General features: G+C 71.6%; 9 protein-coding genes. 7 read left to right on the top strand and 2 right to left on the bottom strand.

All coding sequences use genetic code 11. The features are described 5' to 3' along the window. Positions 1-12: 12 nt before the first annotated feature. Positions 13-5,886, bottom strand: coding sequence for an SDR family NAD(P)-dependent oxidoreductase (locus OIE47_RS27575; protein ID WP_326557417.1), 5,874 nt, complete (start codon positions 5,884-5,886; stop codon positions 13-15). Between the two features lie 197 nt (positions 5,887-6,083). Here OIE47_RS27575 and OIE47_RS27570 point away from each other — a divergent pair, with 197 nt between their 5' ends. From OIE47_RS27570 to OIE47_RS27550, 5 genes are all read left to right on the top strand, one after another. Next, positions 6,084-6,965: a DUF6039 family protein gene (locus tag OIE47_RS27570; protein ID WP_326557416.1), complete on the top strand. Its 882-nt coding sequence runs from the start codon at positions 6,084-6,086 to the stop codon at positions 6,963-6,965. Positions 6,966-6,991: 26 nt separating this feature from the next. Next, a complete protein-coding gene (locus tag OIE47_RS27565) occupies positions 6,992-7,753 on the top strand; it encodes an enoyl-CoA hydratase-related protein (RefSeq protein WP_326557415.1) in 762 nt (253 codons plus the stop codon). A 5-nt stretch (positions 7,754-7,758) separates the two neighbouring features. After that, positions 7,759-9,909 (top strand): ACP S-malonyltransferase, encoded by a 2,151-nt coding sequence (gene fabD, locus OIE47_RS27560; RefSeq protein WP_326557414.1) that lies wholly within the window; start codon positions 7,759-7,761, stop codon positions 9,907-9,909. Between the two features lie 942 nt (positions 9,910-10,851). After that, complete coding sequence (locus tag OIE47_RS27555) at positions 10,852-11,766, top strand: Crp/Fnr family transcriptional regulator (RefSeq protein WP_326557413.1); 915 nt, start codon at positions 10,852-10,854, stop codon at positions 11,764-11,766. 57 nt (positions 11,767-11,823) lie between these two features. Beyond that, complete coding sequence (locus tag OIE47_RS27550; protein ID WP_326557412.1) at positions 11,824-13,089, top strand: cation:proton antiporter; 1,266 nt, start codon at positions 11,824-11,826, stop codon at positions 13,087-13,089. A gap of 2 nt (positions 13,090-13,091) precedes the next feature. On the opposite strand, the gene OIE47_RS27545 is transcribed toward OIE47_RS27550, so the two are convergent. Beyond that, a complete protein-coding gene (locus tag OIE47_RS27545; protein WP_326557411.1) occupies positions 13,092-13,631 on the bottom strand; it encodes a DUF1697 domain-containing protein in 540 nt (179 codons plus the stop codon). A gap of 114 nt (positions 13,632-13,745) precedes the next feature. Between OIE47_RS27545 and OIE47_RS27540 the strand changes: the two genes are divergently transcribed. Together OIE47_RS27540 and OIE47_RS27535 are read left to right on the top strand one after the other, a co-directional pair. After that, the gene (locus OIE47_RS27540; RefSeq protein WP_326557410.1) at positions 13,746-14,987 is read left to right on the top strand and encodes a hydroxymethylglutaryl-CoA synthase family protein; all 1,242 of its coding nucleotides are present in this window, start codon (positions 13,746-13,748) and stop codon (positions 14,985-14,987) included. A gap of 22 nt (positions 14,988-15,009) precedes the next feature. Next, a complete protein-coding gene (locus OIE47_RS27535) occupies positions 15,010-16,491 on the top strand; it encodes a class I adenylate-forming enzyme family protein (protein ID WP_326557409.1) in 1,482 nt (493 codons plus the stop codon). Positions 16,492-16,496: the final 5 nt, after the last annotated feature.

Genomic DNA, 16,496 nt, shown 5'->3' with positions numbered 1-16,496 from the left:
CGGGTCTCGGTGTCAGTCACGGGTCGCGAGCTGCAGGTGCAGCAGGGAGGAGGTGAGCGGCTCGCTGGTGGGCGCCGGCGGCGGGGCGCCGGCCTCACCGTCAAGCCACAGCCGCCGGCGGCGGAACACCGGGCGGGGCAGCGGCGCGCGGCGGGCCGCAACGGGCGGGGCTGCGCTCATGACGAGGTGGGCGTTGGTGCCACCGAGCCCGAAGGAGCTGACCCCGGCGACGCGTTCCCGCCCTGCGGGCCAGGCGACCGCTTCGGTTGTCGGGTGCAGCGGCGAGCTGCCGAAGTCGAACCGGGGGTTGGGGGTCTCGCAGAACAGCGTCGGCGGGATCATGCCGTGCTCCAGGGCGAGCGCCGCCTTCAACATCCCGGCCATCCCGGCGGCGCTGAGGAGGTGGCCGAGGTTCGACTTCACGCTGCCGATCTCGATCCGTCCGGCCGGCTGGTCACCGAAGACCTCGTTGAGCGCGCGCAGTTCGATCGGGTCGCCGATGAGCGTGCCGGTGCCGTGGGCCTCCAGCATCGTGATGTCGCCCGGTGACCGACCGGCGGCGGCGAGCGCCTGGCGGACGACGTCGGCCTGCGCGGCGGGGCTCGGGGTGGTGACACCCATCGTGTGGCCGTCGTTGTTGACCGCGACACCGTCGATGACGGCGTGGATCCGATCGCCGTCGGCGAGCGCGGCCGCGAGCGGTTTGAGCAGGACCACGCCGCAGCCCTCACCGGGCACGAACCCGTCGGCACGCTCGTCGAACGTCCAGCACCGGCCGGTCGGGGAGAGCGCCCGCGCGGCACTCAGGTCGAGATAGGCTTCCTGGTCGAGCAGCACCTCGACCCCGCCGGCGACGGCGAGTTCGGACTCCCCCGCCAGCAGGCTGCGGCAGGCCGCCTGCACCGCGAGGAGCGACGACGAGCAGGCGCTGTCGATGACCAGGTTGGGGCCGCGCAGGTCGAACTGGTGCGCGACGCGGGCGGCGATGAAGTTCTGGTCGGACCGCAGTACGTCGGCACGGACCGGTACCCGCCGGCCGTAGTCGGACAGTCGGGCGCCGGCGACCACGGCGACCCGTCGGCCCCGCAGCTCGGCCGGTTCGTAGCCCGCCTCCGCGAAACACTCGGCGGTGCCCTCCAGGAACATCCGGATCGCCGGGTCGAGGCAGCGGGCCTCGTCGTCGCCCATGCCGAAGAACTCGGGGTCGAACCACTCGATGTCCTCGACGAACCCGCCCCACTTGCTGATCGAGCGACCGAGCGCCGGCTCCGGCGACCACCAGCGGCGATGGTCCCACCGCTCGCGCGGCACCTCGGCGACGGCGCAGCGCCCGTGCAGCAGGTTGTCCCACAGGCCTGTGACGTCGGTGGCGCCGGGGAACCGGCAGGCCATCCCGATCACCGCGATCCGCCCGTCCACACCGGCCCGCGGCGACTCGGCCGTCCGCACCGAGGCCGGTGCGGTCCGCGGCACAGCCGACGCCACCACGGCTGACGGCACCACAGGCTGCGGCGCCACAGGCGACGGGACCACGGACTGCGGGACCACGGACTGCGGGACCACGGACTGCTGGGCCTGGATCCCGAGATGGGCGGTGAGCCGCTCGAGGGTCGGGTGCAGCAGCAAAGTCGCGGGATCGAGGTGGCTACCCAGCCTCTCCTCGATGCGTACGAGCAGCTCACCGAGGAGCACCGAGTCGACGCCGAGGTCGCCGAACTCGATCGTCGGGTCGAGGTCCCGCTCGGGGATGCCGAGCGCGTTCGAGAAGACCGTCACCAGCCACCCCGGCACAGCCGTCACGGGCGTGGGTGGCACGGCAACGGGCGGCACGGGGGCCGGTGGCACGGGGGCCGGTGGCACGGGGGCCGGTGGCACGGGGGCCGGTGGCACGGGGGCCGGTGGCACGGGCGCGGGCGCGTCCGCCTCGGGAAGACGTTCGGTGGCCGCTTCGGGGGCGGGCTCGGCCGGGCGAAGGCGCAGGAGGGCGTCCGGGTCGGGGGCGGCGCCCAACGGTGGGCAGGGCAGGACCACCGCACCGGTCGGCAGGGCGAGCACCCGGTCAAGAACGCGCAGGCCGGCGGCGTCGTCGAGCGGCGCGATGCCGGCCGGGGCACACGGGTTCGGGCGGCCACTGGTCGACCCGGTCTGCGCCCACTGCGGCCAGTCCACCGAGCGGAACCCGGTACGACCCGCGGCCAGTTCGGCGCGGACGAGCTCGTCCACGGCGATGTTCGCGGCGGCGTAGTCGGTGACCCCGGCGGCCAGCGCGGTGACCGTGGCGCACACCGAGGAGAAGGTCAGGAAGAAGTCGAGACGGTCGGCGGCGAGCAGCCGGGCCAGGGACTCGAACCCGTCGAGCTTCGGCGCCATGACCGCACGTACGTCCGCGAGGTCCTTGTGCACGAACGCCGGGCTGCCCTGACTCTCCACGCCCGCGCAGTGGACCACTCCGCGCAGGGGGCCGAGTTCGGCGCGGACCCGTTCGAGGAACCCGTCGATGTTGTCGAATCCGCCGGTGTGCAGCAGCACCCGTACGCCCCGGGCACGCAGGTCGTCGACGGTTCCGGCGGCCTCCCGGACGCCGACCAGCGCGATCGCGCGGGCGCCGTGGTCGGTGAGGTGTCGGGCGACGAGGGCACCGATGCCACGCGTGCCGCCGGTCACCAGGTAGGCGCCGGCCGGGTCGCACCGCAGCGGGACATGGGGGGCCGCCACGGGCTCCAGCCGCGGCCGGTGCCGCCGGCCGTCGACGTAGCGAACCTCGCCGTACGGATCGGGGCGCCCCCATTCGGCCCGGACCTGCGCCGCGAGCGCGTCATGGTCGGCGGACAGTCGGTCGGTGTACAGGACGGTGGCGGTGACTCGGGTGTACTCGGCGCCGAGGGCCTTGACGAACCCGGCCGTCCGCACGTCCCCGGCCGCCACCTCCAGCACGCGCAACGGCGTACGGGGACGTTCGGCGAGCAGCCGTTGCAGCACCCGTACCCTGGTTTCCCAGCCGATGCCGCCGGGGAGTCCGACAAGGCCGCCCACGTCGGGGTTGCGCGCCAGCACCGCGGCCAGGTCCGCCGGGTCGAGCACGGCGACACCGCCGAGCCGTGCGACGAGGTCCGGGCTCCCGCCGACGCACAGCATCGCGCCCGACACCGGGTGCCCGGCCGGGTCGGGCCCCGGGTCGGGCTGCCAGATCCTGGTGTACAGCGGCGTCTCGGGCGGACCCGCGACGGCCGGCGCGGTCTCCGGCAGCCAGCAGCGGACGCGGGCGAACGGGTACGCGGGCAGATCGACGATGACCCGGCCCGGCCCGTGGAGCGCCGTCCAGTCGACGGACCCGCCCGTGACCCAGTGGCGGCCGAGGTCGGTGAGCGTGGCTCCGGCGGGCAGGACCGCGGCCGGGTCCGGGGCGGCGGGCGCCCGGCCGAGCAGCACGGCGGGATCGGCACGGTACCGGGTGAGCCGTTCGCACAGCGTGTCGACGTCCTCGGCAACCACCGCGAGCCGCTGCCGCAACGGTTCCCGGCCGACCTGCAGGGTGTGGGCGATGTCGGCGAGTGCCGGTCCGCCGCCTGCGAGCAGGGCGGCGGCGTGGTCGGCGGCCGGCTCGGCGAGCGTGCCCGCCGCGATCCGGCGCAGTGCGTCGATGAGCTGTCCGGAGGTCGGCTCCCGGTCCCGGCGCAGGTGTGCGACGAGCCGCCGGACGACCTCGTCGAGGCGGTTCTCGTCGTAGGCCGACAGGACGACGAGCTGTGGGCCCGCCGGTGCCGTGTCCCGGGCGCGGGCCGGCGGTGCGGCGACGACCGCGTGCGCGATGGTCCCACCGGCGCCGAACGAGCTGATGCCCGCGACCCGGGATCCGCTCCACTCGGCGCGTTGCCGCTGGACCCGGAACGGCACGGTGTCCCAGGCGATGTTCGGGTTGAGGTCGTCGGCGTGCAGCGACGGCGCCAGGGTGCCGTGACGGAGTTGGAGGATCACCTTGGTGAGGCCGGCCATCCCGGCCGCGGCCTCGGTGTGCCCGATGGTCGACTTCACCGACCCGATCGGGATGCCGCCGGGCGGCAGTTCGGCGCCGGCCGCTTCCCGGTACGCGCGGCTCAACCCCTCGATCTCGACCGGGTCGCCGAGAGCGGTGCCCGCCCCGTGTGCCTCGACGTAGCCGATCTCGTCGGGCCGGGTCCGGGCGTCGCGTAGCGCCCGGCGTACCACGTCGGCCTGCGCGACCGGGCTCGGCACGATGTACCCGTTGGTCCGGCCGGCGTGTACGACCGCGGTTCCCCGGATCACCGCGTGCACCGGGTCGCCGTCGGCGAGCGCGCGGTGCAGGGGCTTGAGCACCAGCGCACCAACCCCCTCGGCCGGCACGAAACCGTCGCCGCCCGCGCCGAAGCTGCGGCTGCGCCGGTCGCTCGCGGTGAGTTTCATCCGCTGCTGCTGGATGAACTTGTTCGGGTGCAGGGACAGGCTCACCCCGCCGGTGATCGCCAGCTCGGCCTCGCCGTACCGCAGGCTCCGTACGGCCAGGTCGAGCGCGACGAGCGCCGAGGAGCACATGGTGTCGACGGTCAGGCTGGGGCCGTGCAGGTCGAAGAAGTACGACACGCGGTTGGCGATGCCGCCGAGTGTCGCGCCGGAGTCCTGCGGGGAGCCCAGGAGCGTCTGCTCGGCCCCGAACAACGGGTACTCGTTCCACATCGCACCGGCGTACACGGCGACCGACGAGTGGTGCCGCTCCCGCAGCCGGGCGCGGGTGTACCCGGCGTCCTCCAGCGCCGCCCAGGTCACCTCGAGGAACAACCGCTCCTGCGGGTCCATCAGGGCGGCGTCGCGGGGGGTGATGCCGAACAACAGCGGATCGAAGCAGTCGACCTGGTCGAGGTACCCGCCCTCCATCAGGTGGGTCGGCCACCCCGGGCGGGCCCGCTGCGCGGGATGCGGGGTGACGCAGTCGCGACCGTTGACGAGGTTGTCCCAGAACGCTTCCAGGTCGGGGGAGCCGGGGTATCTTCCGGCGAGGCCGATGACGGCGATCTCCTGCTCGCCGACACTCCCCTGCGCCGACCGGATCGGGGCAGCGGCCTCGGAGGTGGCGGCCTCGCGGGTGGGGGCGTCGTGGGTGGGGGCGTCGTGGGTGGCGGCCTCGGAGGCGGCGGTGCGGGTGGCCGGGGGCGGGGCGGTGGTCGGCCCTGCGGCCTCACCCGGCGCGGTACGGCCCGCTGCGGCCAGCGCGGCGGCGACGGCGGCGAGCGACGGGTGCTCGAAGAACAGGGTCCGGGACCGCTCACCGAGATCGTCCGCGATCCGGGCATTCAGCAGCGTGATGAGGTACGACGAGAGGCCCTGGTCGACGAGCGGCACCCGAAGGTCCACCGCGTCGGCCGGCAGTCCCGAGACGGTGGCGTACAGCTCGGTGAGATAGCCCTCCAGCGACGCGGACCCGGCCACCTCCACCGGCTGCGGCACGGAAGGTTCGGATCCGAACGGATAGCCCGGCAGCGGCACCCGCGGGCGCGGCTGCGGCCAGTACCGCTGCCAGTCGACCCGTCCACCGGCGACCCACACCACGGCGGCGTCCGCGTCGGTCGGCGGCTCGGGAACGGACGACGCGTTCGACGGTACGGCGACGCCGTACAGGACACCGTCGCGGGTCTCCTCCCGCAGGAACGCGGTGAGCCCGTCGACGAGCCCGTCGACGTCCTCGCACCGCACGGCGAGCCGGTGCGGCAACGGCATCCGGCCGACCTGCGAGGTGTACGCCACGTCCGCGAGGTCGGGCCGCCGGCCGGCGACGGCGAGGTGCTCGCGCAGCCGGTCGGCGGATCGGCGCAGCTGTGCGTGGCCGGACGCCGAGAGGAGAACGGCATGGGATCGAACGGTTCGTTGCGTCACGGCACCTGCCCGGGTGGGAAGGGTTTCCGGCCCGGAGGTCCGAGCCCGAGCCAAACGCTAGGCAGCCGCGCCCCGCCCGCCTGCTCAACAATGAGCAAGCCAACGGCTTCGGTCGGTAGCTCAACCGTGAGCAGACACGGCGTGGCGGGCTGCGTAGAACCGAGCCGTCAGACCGAGATCAGAGGAGGAGCGAACCGATGACCACGACGCTCGTGCCGCACCGCGCCCTGAACCAGTCGTCGCTACCGCTGGAGCGGGTGCTGCACAGTCTCAACTCAGGCTTCATCCTGCACCGGGTCGGGCAACTGGCGTACGAGTTCGCCGCGGAGGGGCGCCGGTTCAGCGTCGACCTCCTTCAGTACATCAACACCTCGCAGGAGGGCGTGGCCACCTCGTTCGCCTTCGAGGAGACGTTCGGTGCCCGTGACCGGATGCACTGGTTCATCCATCTCAAGTCGCCGCAGGACTACCGCATCCTGCTCAACATGGTCGACCGCGACCTGGAGTTCCGCCGGATCTCCGACGAGGACCGGCTGCCGCACAAGGGCGGCGGCAACTGGGACCGGATGTTCATCCACCGCAGCCTGCACGAGGACGTGCTGGTCCCGCAGCACGGAATGGCCGAGGAGGGCGACGACCACGAGGAGCCGGCGACGTTCGTACCGCCGGCGACGTCGCAGCTGAACCAGCCACCGGAACTGCAGCTCAACTCGGCGACCGCGGGGGCGATCGTGATGCGGACCTCGGACGTCAAGTACGAGTACCGCGAGGAGGGCCGGATGTACGCGGCCCACTGGCAGCACTTCGTCAACGAGCGGCTCGCCGGCAAGGTGACCGCGACACTGTACGAGCAGACGTGGGGTCAGCAGGACCACCTGTTCCAACTGATCCACCTGCGCTCCCCCGAGGACCACCAGGCGCTCGCCGAACTGGAACGCAGCAAGGAGATGGCCACGGAGGTGTTCGGGCGCCGCCGGCTGCACGAGTCGAAGGGCGGCGGGGCCTGGGACCGGCTGTTCATCGAGGCGAGCATCCGCGACACGCTGCTGCTACCGCAGGTGCCGAGCAGCAATGAATGAACCCGTCGCGGTGCGGGGCTGAACCGATGGCATACCGGACGATCGAGCTGCGGCGGGAACCCGGCCTGCTCCGCGTCACCCTGGCCCGGCCCGAGCGGCGCAACACCATCGACGACGTGGTGCTCGGCGAGTTGCACGCGGCGCTCGACGAGGCCGAGGGCGACGACACGTGCCGGGCGGTGGTGCTGGAGGGCCGCGACGGGGTGTTCAGCACCGGGATGAACCTCGAGAGTGCCGCCGACGACGGCGGTGGTGCCTCCGACGGCGGCGCCGCGTTCTTCGGCCTGTTGGAACGCTTCACCACCGTCGGACGGGTGGTGATCGCCCAGGTCGACGGCCAGGTCGCCGGCGGCGGGGTCGGGCTCGTGGCCGCCAGCGACTTCGCGCACGCCACCGCACGCAGCACGTTCGCGCTGCCGGAGGCGCTGTGGGGTCTGCTGCCGTGCTGCGTGCTGCCGTTCCTGGTGCGTCGGGTCGGTTTCCAGAAGGCGTACGCGGCAACCCTGAGCACCCAGGCGGTCCCGGCGTCGGAGGCGCACCGCATCCATCTCGTCGACGAGGTCACCGAGCAGCCGGAGACGGTGCTGCGGCAGTTGGTGTTCCGCCTCAACCGGCTGGACGGGGTCGTCGTCGGCGACGCCAAGCGGTACTTCCGCGGGCTTTCCGCCGTTGACGAGCGCGTACGGGACCACGCCGTCGCCGAGTTCGGTCGGTTGATGTCCTCGCCGGTGGTACGTCGGCGGATCACCGACTTCGTCACCCTCGGCCGATACCCGTGGGAGCGGTGAGCGCCATGCGGGCATGGGTCTTCCCGGGACAGGGTTCCCAGCGCCCGGGTATGGGCGAGGAGTTGCTCGACCGGTTCCCCGACGAGTGTGCCGCCGCCGGTCGGATCATCGGGGTGTCCCCGCGCGAGTTGTGCCGCGACGAGCGCGGGGAGTACCTCGGCCAGACCCGGTACGTGCAGCCGGCGGTGTTCCTCGTCAGCGTCCTGGCCGCCCGCGCAGCGCGGGCGGACGGCCATCCGGCGCCCGACGTGCTGGCCGGACACAGCCTCGGCGAGTACGCGGCGCTGCACGTCGCGGGCTGCCTGGACTTCGAGACCGCGTTGCGGCTCGTGGTCCGGCGGGGCGAGCTGATGGGCGAGGTCACCGGTGGCGGCATGGTGGCCGTGCTCGGGCTGCCGCTGTCCCGGGTGACCGCACTGCTGGCCGAGATCGGCGACGTCGACCTCGCCAACCACAACCTGCCCGACCAGTTCGTCGTCGCGGGCAGCGCGGACGGGGTCCGGGCGGTCATCGACGCCGTGCGCCGCCACGGTACGGGCCGGTGCGTACCGTTGGCGGTGAGCGTTCCGGCGCACTCGCGTCTCATGTCCGCCACCGCGGACGCCTTCGCGTCGGTCCTGCGCGACGTCCGGTTCGCGCCGCCGGTGATCCCGGTGCTGAGCAACGTGACCGCCGCCCCCCACCTCCCGGCGGACCTCCCCGCGACGCTGCTGCGACACTTCGTCGAGCCGGTGCGGTGGTGGGACACCATGTGCCGGCTGGCCCGGGCCGGTGTGACGGAGCCGGTCGAGGTCGGGCCGGGTGACGTCCTCACCAAGATGTGGCGCCGGGCCGCCACGAGACTCCCCGCTCCCGATGTCCCGCCGACGGCACCGCCCGTGCCGATCGTGGCGCCCCCGCGCGTTCCCACCGGTTCCGCACCTGCCGACACCTCTCCCGTCCCGACACCCTCGCGACCGGCGGTCGCGCCGAACCCGACGGGGACTCGGGTGGGGGGTTCGGCGGCACTGCGCGCGGAATACGACGTCCGGTACGCGTGCCTGGCCGGGTCGTTGCCGTACGGTGTCACCTCACCCGCCCTGCTGCGGCGGCTGTCCGACGCCGGGCTGCTCGGGTTCTTCGGCGCGGGCGGGCTGGACACCGCCGCGATCCGGGCCGCCCTGGTCGAGCTGCGTGACGTCCCCCGGTACGGGATGGCGTGGCCGGGCGGCCGGGACGAGCGTTCCCTCTGCGACCTGTATCTCGTCCACGACGTGCGCCAGGTGGAGGTCTCCGGGCCGCTCGGTGCGGTGTCGCCGCAGCTCGTCCGGTTCCGGTACGCCGACGGACTCCGGCGGGTCCTGGTCCGGATCACCGACCCGGCCACCGCGACCCGGTTCCTGCGCCCGCCCGATCCGGCGGTGGTGCGGGCCCTGGTCGACGAGGGGCTCCTCGACGCCAGTGCCGCCGCGTCGGCGGCGCGTCTTCCCGTCGCCACCGACCTGGCCGCCGAGGGGGACGCGCTCGCGCTCGTACCCGCCCTGGTCGCCCAGCGCGACCGCGAGGCCCCGACGGTGCGGATCGGTGTGGCGGGGGTGGGGACGCCGGCCGCCGTCGCGGCCGCCTTCGCGCTCGGTGCCGACTTCGTCGTCACGACGACCGTCAACCAGTGCACACCCGAGGCCGCCACCTCGGACGCGGCGAAGGATCTGCTCGGCACGCTCGACGTCACCGACACCCGGGACGCGCCCGACCCCGAACTGTTCGAGCTGGGCGCCCGGTCCCGGGTGGCGCACAAGGGCACGCTGTTCGCCGCGCGCGCCGAAGAGCTGTACCGGCTGTATCTGCGGCACGATCGGCTGGAGGATCTCAGCGCGCAGGAGCGGGTGGCACTGGAACGCACCCACTTCGGGCGCCCGCTGGAGGTGGTACGCGAGAGCCTCGGTGCGGTGGGTCGCGATGCGAAGCACGGTCTGGCCCTGGTGTTCGCCGCGTACTGCCGGGAGGCCACCGCGGCGGCGTTGCGCGGTACGCCCGGCCAGCGGCTGAACTACCGGGTGCCCGCGTCCGCCGACATCGGGGCGTTCAACCGGCTCGTCGGCTCGGAGCCGCTCGCTGACTGGCGTACCAGGCACGCGGACGCGGTTGCCGAACGACTGATGTCGCAGCCCCGCTGAGCCCCGGCGGCACAATGGTCGGTCATTCACCTGGTGTCACATGACCCTGATCTGTTCATTTTGCGTCGTTCGCGAAGAGCTCGGCGACCGCGCCACGGACGGTGGACCGGGACCACCGCCTGAAGATCATCCAGACCGATCATGATCAATACCTACCCGACCAGGAATCCGCTGAATAGTTAGTCCAATGCGTCCGCTATCAGACAATCGACAGGAATAACCTGCACGACGGTTGGCCCAATAAGTCCGTTCCACGACATTGGCTACATGGACACGTGCCGCTGGATTGGTTAACATGTTTTACGCGCATGACGCCGGTTCAGATTGATGACCGTACGATTCTGCAGCGCCACAACGATGTCGGCCCACCTCCCGACATCCGCATACGCATGCGCACACGAATCACCGACCGGCCCGTCCGCTGTCCACTCCGTCGAAGGGCGTCGTTCGAATGCGTTCGCTTCAAGTGAACCATACTCCACGAATTAGTGGCGAATCCCCCATCATGGACTCGACATGGATGCCCGATCCAGTGCTCTTCATCCGGGCGATGCAGAGGCACTGGAGGCTTTCCCGACAACTGCTCGAAACGCCACCGAAACGAGGGAGTTGCCTGGTCGCGACACAGCCTGCGCCGCCCTATGAATCGCGCACAACTATTGCCGGAACAACTATCTGGACACCGAAGCAGCCGAGCCACGGGCGGGTGCACACGCACCCAGTTGGCCCCGTCCGCACAGCGGGCGATGAGAATCACATGCAGCGCCGAGCGATTCCGCCTGCCGGTTAGCAGGACGGCACGTCGCCGCCCATCCGGGCGGATGAACATTGCACGAAATTGCTGCACAGGACAGGTGCGGAGCAGACTGATGCCCCATCGATACGCCGTGTCCTCGGGTGGATTGTCAAACTCATAGCGGACAAAACCATTGTCTGCTCACAATGGAACAGAAGACGATCAGTCCGGCACACAGACTACAGGCAAGGGTTCCGGCTGCATTCACCACAGCCGCCCACCCTTCGCCACAAATCGGACGAGCAGAAATCGGACAACGCACCCGCCTGTCCGAATTCGGGCGCGAGGAGGACTTCTTGCGAACCGCCGGCGCTACCAATGACTTGCGCAACCAGCTGCACCAGATGATCCGCGACGACCCGACGTTCGCCGTCCGCACGCATGTGCCCAGAGGCGGGGCCATCTACAACTCCGGCGACCAGGACCTGCGCATGTACCTCGTGGAGGTCGGCCAGTTCAAGACCACCGCGTCGTCGGCGGACGGCAAGCAGTGCCTCCTGTCAATCCACACCCGGGGCGACATGTTCGGCGAGTTGGGACTGCTCGGTGCACCGCGGCACGACACGGCGACGGCCATGAAGGACAGCGTCATCCGGCGGATCAACTCCGCGAAGCTCTTCAACATGCTCATCAACGACGATCACCTCAACTGGTACTTCACCCGGTTCCTGATGGCCAAGCTCCTCGACCAGCAGCAGACGATCACGCAGCTGGTCACCATGGACAGCGAGCACCGGCTGGCCGCCACCCTGCTGCGGCTCGCCCGCAAGGTGGGGCGCCAGCTGAACGTCGGCATGCAGATCGATGCGAAGATCACCCAGGAGGAGCTGGCGAGCATGGTCGGCACCACCCGGTCCCGGGTCGGCTTGTTCCTCAAGCACTTCCGCAAGGCGAAGCTGGTCGACCAGCTCCCCGGCGGATACCTCCTGATCAACGAGGCGGCCCTCACCGAGTACGTGGAGCGCGGGCAGAGGGAACTCGGCCTCTGGGGCACCGGCACGACCCGCTCGGCCACCGGCGCCGGCCGCTATCTCCACGGCGAGCACGGGCTGACCGCATGAGCGCCAGCGTCGCCGCGCCACCGGATGCGGGCGGCCCGCAGCGAAGCGGTCGCTGAGATGGGCGGGATCCTGGGACTGCTGCACGGCGCCGTGCTTATCGTCGCCCTGCTCCTCGTTGCCGCCGCCGGACGGGCCGCCGCACGGCTGCTGCGCCAGCCGCCGGTGATCGGCGAGATCGTCGCCGGCCTGCTCGTCGGCCCGGTACTCGTCGCGCTGGCCGGGCGCGGGGTCCTCGCGACCGTGCTGCCCGACGACGTACGGGCGCTCCTGCGCCTGGTCGCCGAAGGTGCCCTGGTGCTGTTCCTGGTCAGCCTCGCCCGCGAACTGCGGGTCGGGCCGGCGCGCAACGACCGCCGGCTGGCGTGGGTAACCGCCGGCGCGCTCGTCCCGGCGCTGGCGTGCGGCGCGCTCGTCGCCCTCTGGGTACTCATGTCCGGCGACGCCACCGTACGCGGTGACGCACCGCTGCCGGCCTTCGTCCTGTGCGTCGCGGTGACGCTGTCGATCACCGCGGTGCCGGTGCTGGCGAGGCTGCTGAAGGAACGCGGCCTGGAGGAGTCCACCGCGGGGAGCCTGGCCCTGGCCGCCGCGGTCGCGGTCGACATCGTGGGCTGGCTGCTGCTGTCACTGGCCGTCGCGCTCGGCGCCGGGGACGCGGCCACGTTCCGCGACGCGATGGCGGTGCTCGCGGGCGCGCTGCTGCTCGCCGCCGGGATCAGGTGGGCACTGAGTCGTGGCAGGGCGGCGGTGTGGTGCGCCCGCTGGCCCGCCGCGAGCACGGTGACCCTGGGCGTCCTCGCGCTCGCGGTCGGCTTCGGCGTGCACCACCTGGGACTGACGGCGGTGTTCGGTGCGATCCTGGTCGGCCTGGCGATCCCGCTCGGCGAACCGTGGGACGTACCCACCGCCACCGTGTCACGGCTCGGCGGCTGGCTGCTGCCGGTCTTTTTCGTCAACACCGGGCTCACCGTGCTGACCGGCGCCATCGGTACCACGCCGTGGTCTCTGGTTCTCGTGGTGCTGGGGCTCGCCGTCGCCGGCAAAATCGGCGGTGGGTACCTCGGCGCCCGGCTCGGCGGCAGCTCCCCCGCTCTCGCCGTACGGATCGGCATCCTGCTCAACACGCGTGGGCTCACCGAGCTGATCGTGCTGCAGGTCGGCTTCCAGGCCGGCATCCTGAGTCCGCCGCTGTTCCTCGCGCTGCTCGTCATGGCGCTGGTCACGACGGTGCTCACCGGTCCGCTGCTGTCCCTGGTGGGCCGGGTCGAGAAGGCGACCGCGGGCGTCGGTGCGGACCGGGCCGGACCGGGACCGCGAGGATGAGGTCAGCCCGCCGCCATGTCGCGCAGCTTCAGCACCGAGCGCCAGTTGCGGGTCGTCCCGACGACGCCGGTTCTGCGCTCCACGAAGGCGTTGCTCAGCTTGCTCCGCCCGTACCCGTCCGGGACGTGCACGAACACGTCCCGGCCGACCAGCGCCACCGTGCCCGTCTCGCCGGCCGGCGACGCGAGCGCGTCCTGCTTGTCCGCGCCGGGATCGTGCGTCAGCAATGTGACCAGCAGCTTCGTGTAGTCCGAGTTTTCGCCGAGGTACGGGTTGGCGGCGATCATGGCGTCGAGCTCGGGCAGGCTGCGCAGCAGAACCGGCACGTCCTTGCCCCACCGGTCCTTGATGCCTCGATGGATCTCGGCAAGGATGGCCGCCTCGTCGTCCGCCGGGGAGCCGAAAACGACGTTGCCGCTCTGGATGTACGTCGCCACGCCGTCGAACCCGCAGGAGACGAAGACCTGCTTCAGGTCCGCCATCACCATCGAGCTCTCGCCGCCGATATTCACTGCCCGAAGAAATGCGACATACCTCTGCATGACCCGGCATCCTAACCGGCCCGACGCACCCCCGGCGCTCAACTATGAGCAGACCCGGCCGCCCGGACGACCGTAGAACCGTCAGAGACCGCGATGGCGAGGGAGATGACAACGATGGTCACCACATCCATCGGCATCGAGGATCTTCATGTCTACGCAGGCAGCGCGTCCGTCGACGTACGGGCGCTGTTCGAGGCACGCGGCCTGGACCCGTCACGGCTGGCGAACCTGATGATGGACCGCCGGTCGGTGAGCCTGCCCTGCGAGGACCAGGTCACCCACGCGGTCAACGCGGCCCGGCCACTGGTCGACGCGCTGACCCCGGCGCAGCGGGCGGCGATCGAGCTGGTCGTGGTCGCGACCGAGTCGGGGTTGGACTTCGGCAAGCCCATCAGCACGTACGTCCACGACCACCTCGGTCTGTCGCCGCGCTGCCGGTCGTTCGAGGTCAAGCACGCCTGCTACGGCGGCACCGCGGCGCTGCAGAGCGCGGCTGCGATCATCGCCGCGAGTCCCATCCCGGACGCGCGTGCGCTGGTGGTCGCCACCGACATCGCCGGCATCGCCGCCGCCGGCAGCTACTACGAGCCGTCCGAGGGAGCGGGTGCGGTCGCGATGCTGGTGAGCCGCTCCCCCGACGTCCTGCGCCTCGACCTCGGTGCCAGCGGGTACCACACCAAGGAGGTCATGGACACGCTGCGCCCCCGGCCCGACGTCGACGTGGTCAACTCGGACCTGTCCCTCCTGGCCTACCTCAGCTGCCTCGAGGAGTGCTTCGCCGCCTACCGGGACCGCGTCGCCGGAGCCGACATCGTCACCACCTTCGACCATCTCCTGTTCCACATCCCCTTCGCCGGCATGGTCAAGGGGGCCCACCGGACGCTGCTGCGCAAGACCAAGGGCATGTCCCCGGCCAGCATCGGCGCGGACTTCGAGGCACGGGTGGCACCGTCGCTCGCGTACACCAGCCAGATCGGCAACCTGTACTCCGGCTCGCTGTACCTCGCGCTGTGCTCGCTGATCGACCACGCCGACTTCTCCGTGGCACGGCGCATCGGGCTGTTCTCCTACGGCTCCGGCTGCGGGTCCGAGTTCTTCAGCGGAGTGGTCACGGAGCGGGCCGCCGCCCGGCTCGGGGCCCGGCCACTCGCCAAGGCGGTGGCCGCCCGGCGTGAGCTGACGGTCGCGGAGTACGACGAGCTCAACCGGCACACGGCCGACCGGGCGTTCGGCGTCCGCGACGCGGTCCTGGACACCGGTCCGTACCAGTCCGTCCTGGACAGTCATCTGGCCGGCCGGGAACTGCTGCTGCTCGACAGGATCGAGGACTTCCACCGCGTGTACCGGTGGAGCTGAGCGCGTCATCCGAGGAGAACCCATGAGTGTGCCAACGTCCGCGGTCGTCGTACCCGACCTGCTCCGGCACCGCGCCGGTCTCATGCCGGAGCAGGAGGCGATCAACGTCCGGGGCAAGACGACGGTGACCTATGAGCGGTGGGACCGCCGGTCCAACGCCGTCGCCCGGGGGATCCTGGAGCGGCTCGGCGGCAGCGGCCGTGGGGCCAGGGTGGCGTTGCTCTTCGGCGGCGACGACTGGATCGACTACGCCGCCGCGTACCTCGGTGTGCTCAAGGCCGGTGCGACCGCGGTCCACGTCAACAACACCCTGTCCACGGCTGAGTTGCACCGGCGCTTCGACCAGTGCGAGGTGGTCGGGGTGATTCACGGCTCCGGGCTGCCGCCGTGGCCGGATGCCGCCGGGCGCTGGTCGGTGACGGTGGCGGAGCTGGACGGCGGCGACACCGGCCCCATCGACACCGGCGTGGCGCCCGAGGACATCTCCGACATCCTCTACACGTCCGGCACCACCGGACTGGCGAAGCCGTTCACCAACCCGCACGGCAACCTGACCTACGGCCGGGGGTCGGCCGCGCTCGGGCAGCTCGTGGACCCCGCGCCGTTGCTCGCGCCCATGCCGCTGGGCACCACGTCGAGCGCGACGACCGTCGCCGTGCTCGCCACCACGACGCCCTCGCCACTGATCGTGTGCTCGCCGGACGATCCGGAGGAAATCGCGCGGTTGCTCGCCGCGTACGGCTGCGCGACGCTCATCCTGACGCCCTGGACCGCGATCCGGCTGGCCGCCATCCGCCCGCAGGACCGGTACGACCTCAGCACGGTCAAGACCATCGGCAACGCCTCGGCGATCATGCCGCCCCGCATCGCCCGCGACCTGCTGGCTGCTATGCCCAACGCGACGATCGCCAACGCGTACGCGCAGTCCGAGGCGGTGCCGGCGATCATGCTGGGCAACGTGGACCCGGACCGCCCGATGTGGGTGGGGCGTCCCGGTCGCGGCACCGAGATGCGGGTGGTGGACGAGCAGGGGGAGCCAGTGCCGCCCGGCGAGCTCGGTGAGGTGTGGCTGCGCTGCGAGGCGCCGAAACGGCTGTACCTCGACGAGACGCTCAACGCCCAGGTACACGCCGGCGGTTGGACCCGTACCCGTGACCTCGGACGTGCCACGGCCGACGGTGAGCTGTTCCTGTTCGACCGGATGACCGATGTCATCACCACCGGGGGCAGGCTCGTGTCGTCACTGGAGGTCGAGGCGGCGGTCTACGACTACCCCGCGGTACGCGAGGCGAGTGTCATCGGGCTACCCGACGCCGAACTCGGGCAGATCGTCACCGCGGTCGTCGCCGCGGACGAGTCGCTGGACAAGGCGGCACTCACGGCGTTCCTGGCCGAGCGGCTCGAGCCGCACCAGGTGCCGAAACGGATCCACCGGCTGGACGTGCTGCCCCGGGGCGGCACCGGCAAGGTGCTCAAGTACCAGTTGCGTCAACTGCTGGGCTGACCCGG

The organism is Micromonospora sp. NBC_01796, assembly GCF_035917455.1.
Taxonomy (GTDB): Bacteria; Actinomycetota; Actinomycetes; order Mycobacteriales; family Micromonosporaceae; genus Micromonospora_G.
Note: the sequence above shows the minus strand (reverse complement) of the source record. Positions and strands in the feature narration are given on the sequence as shown.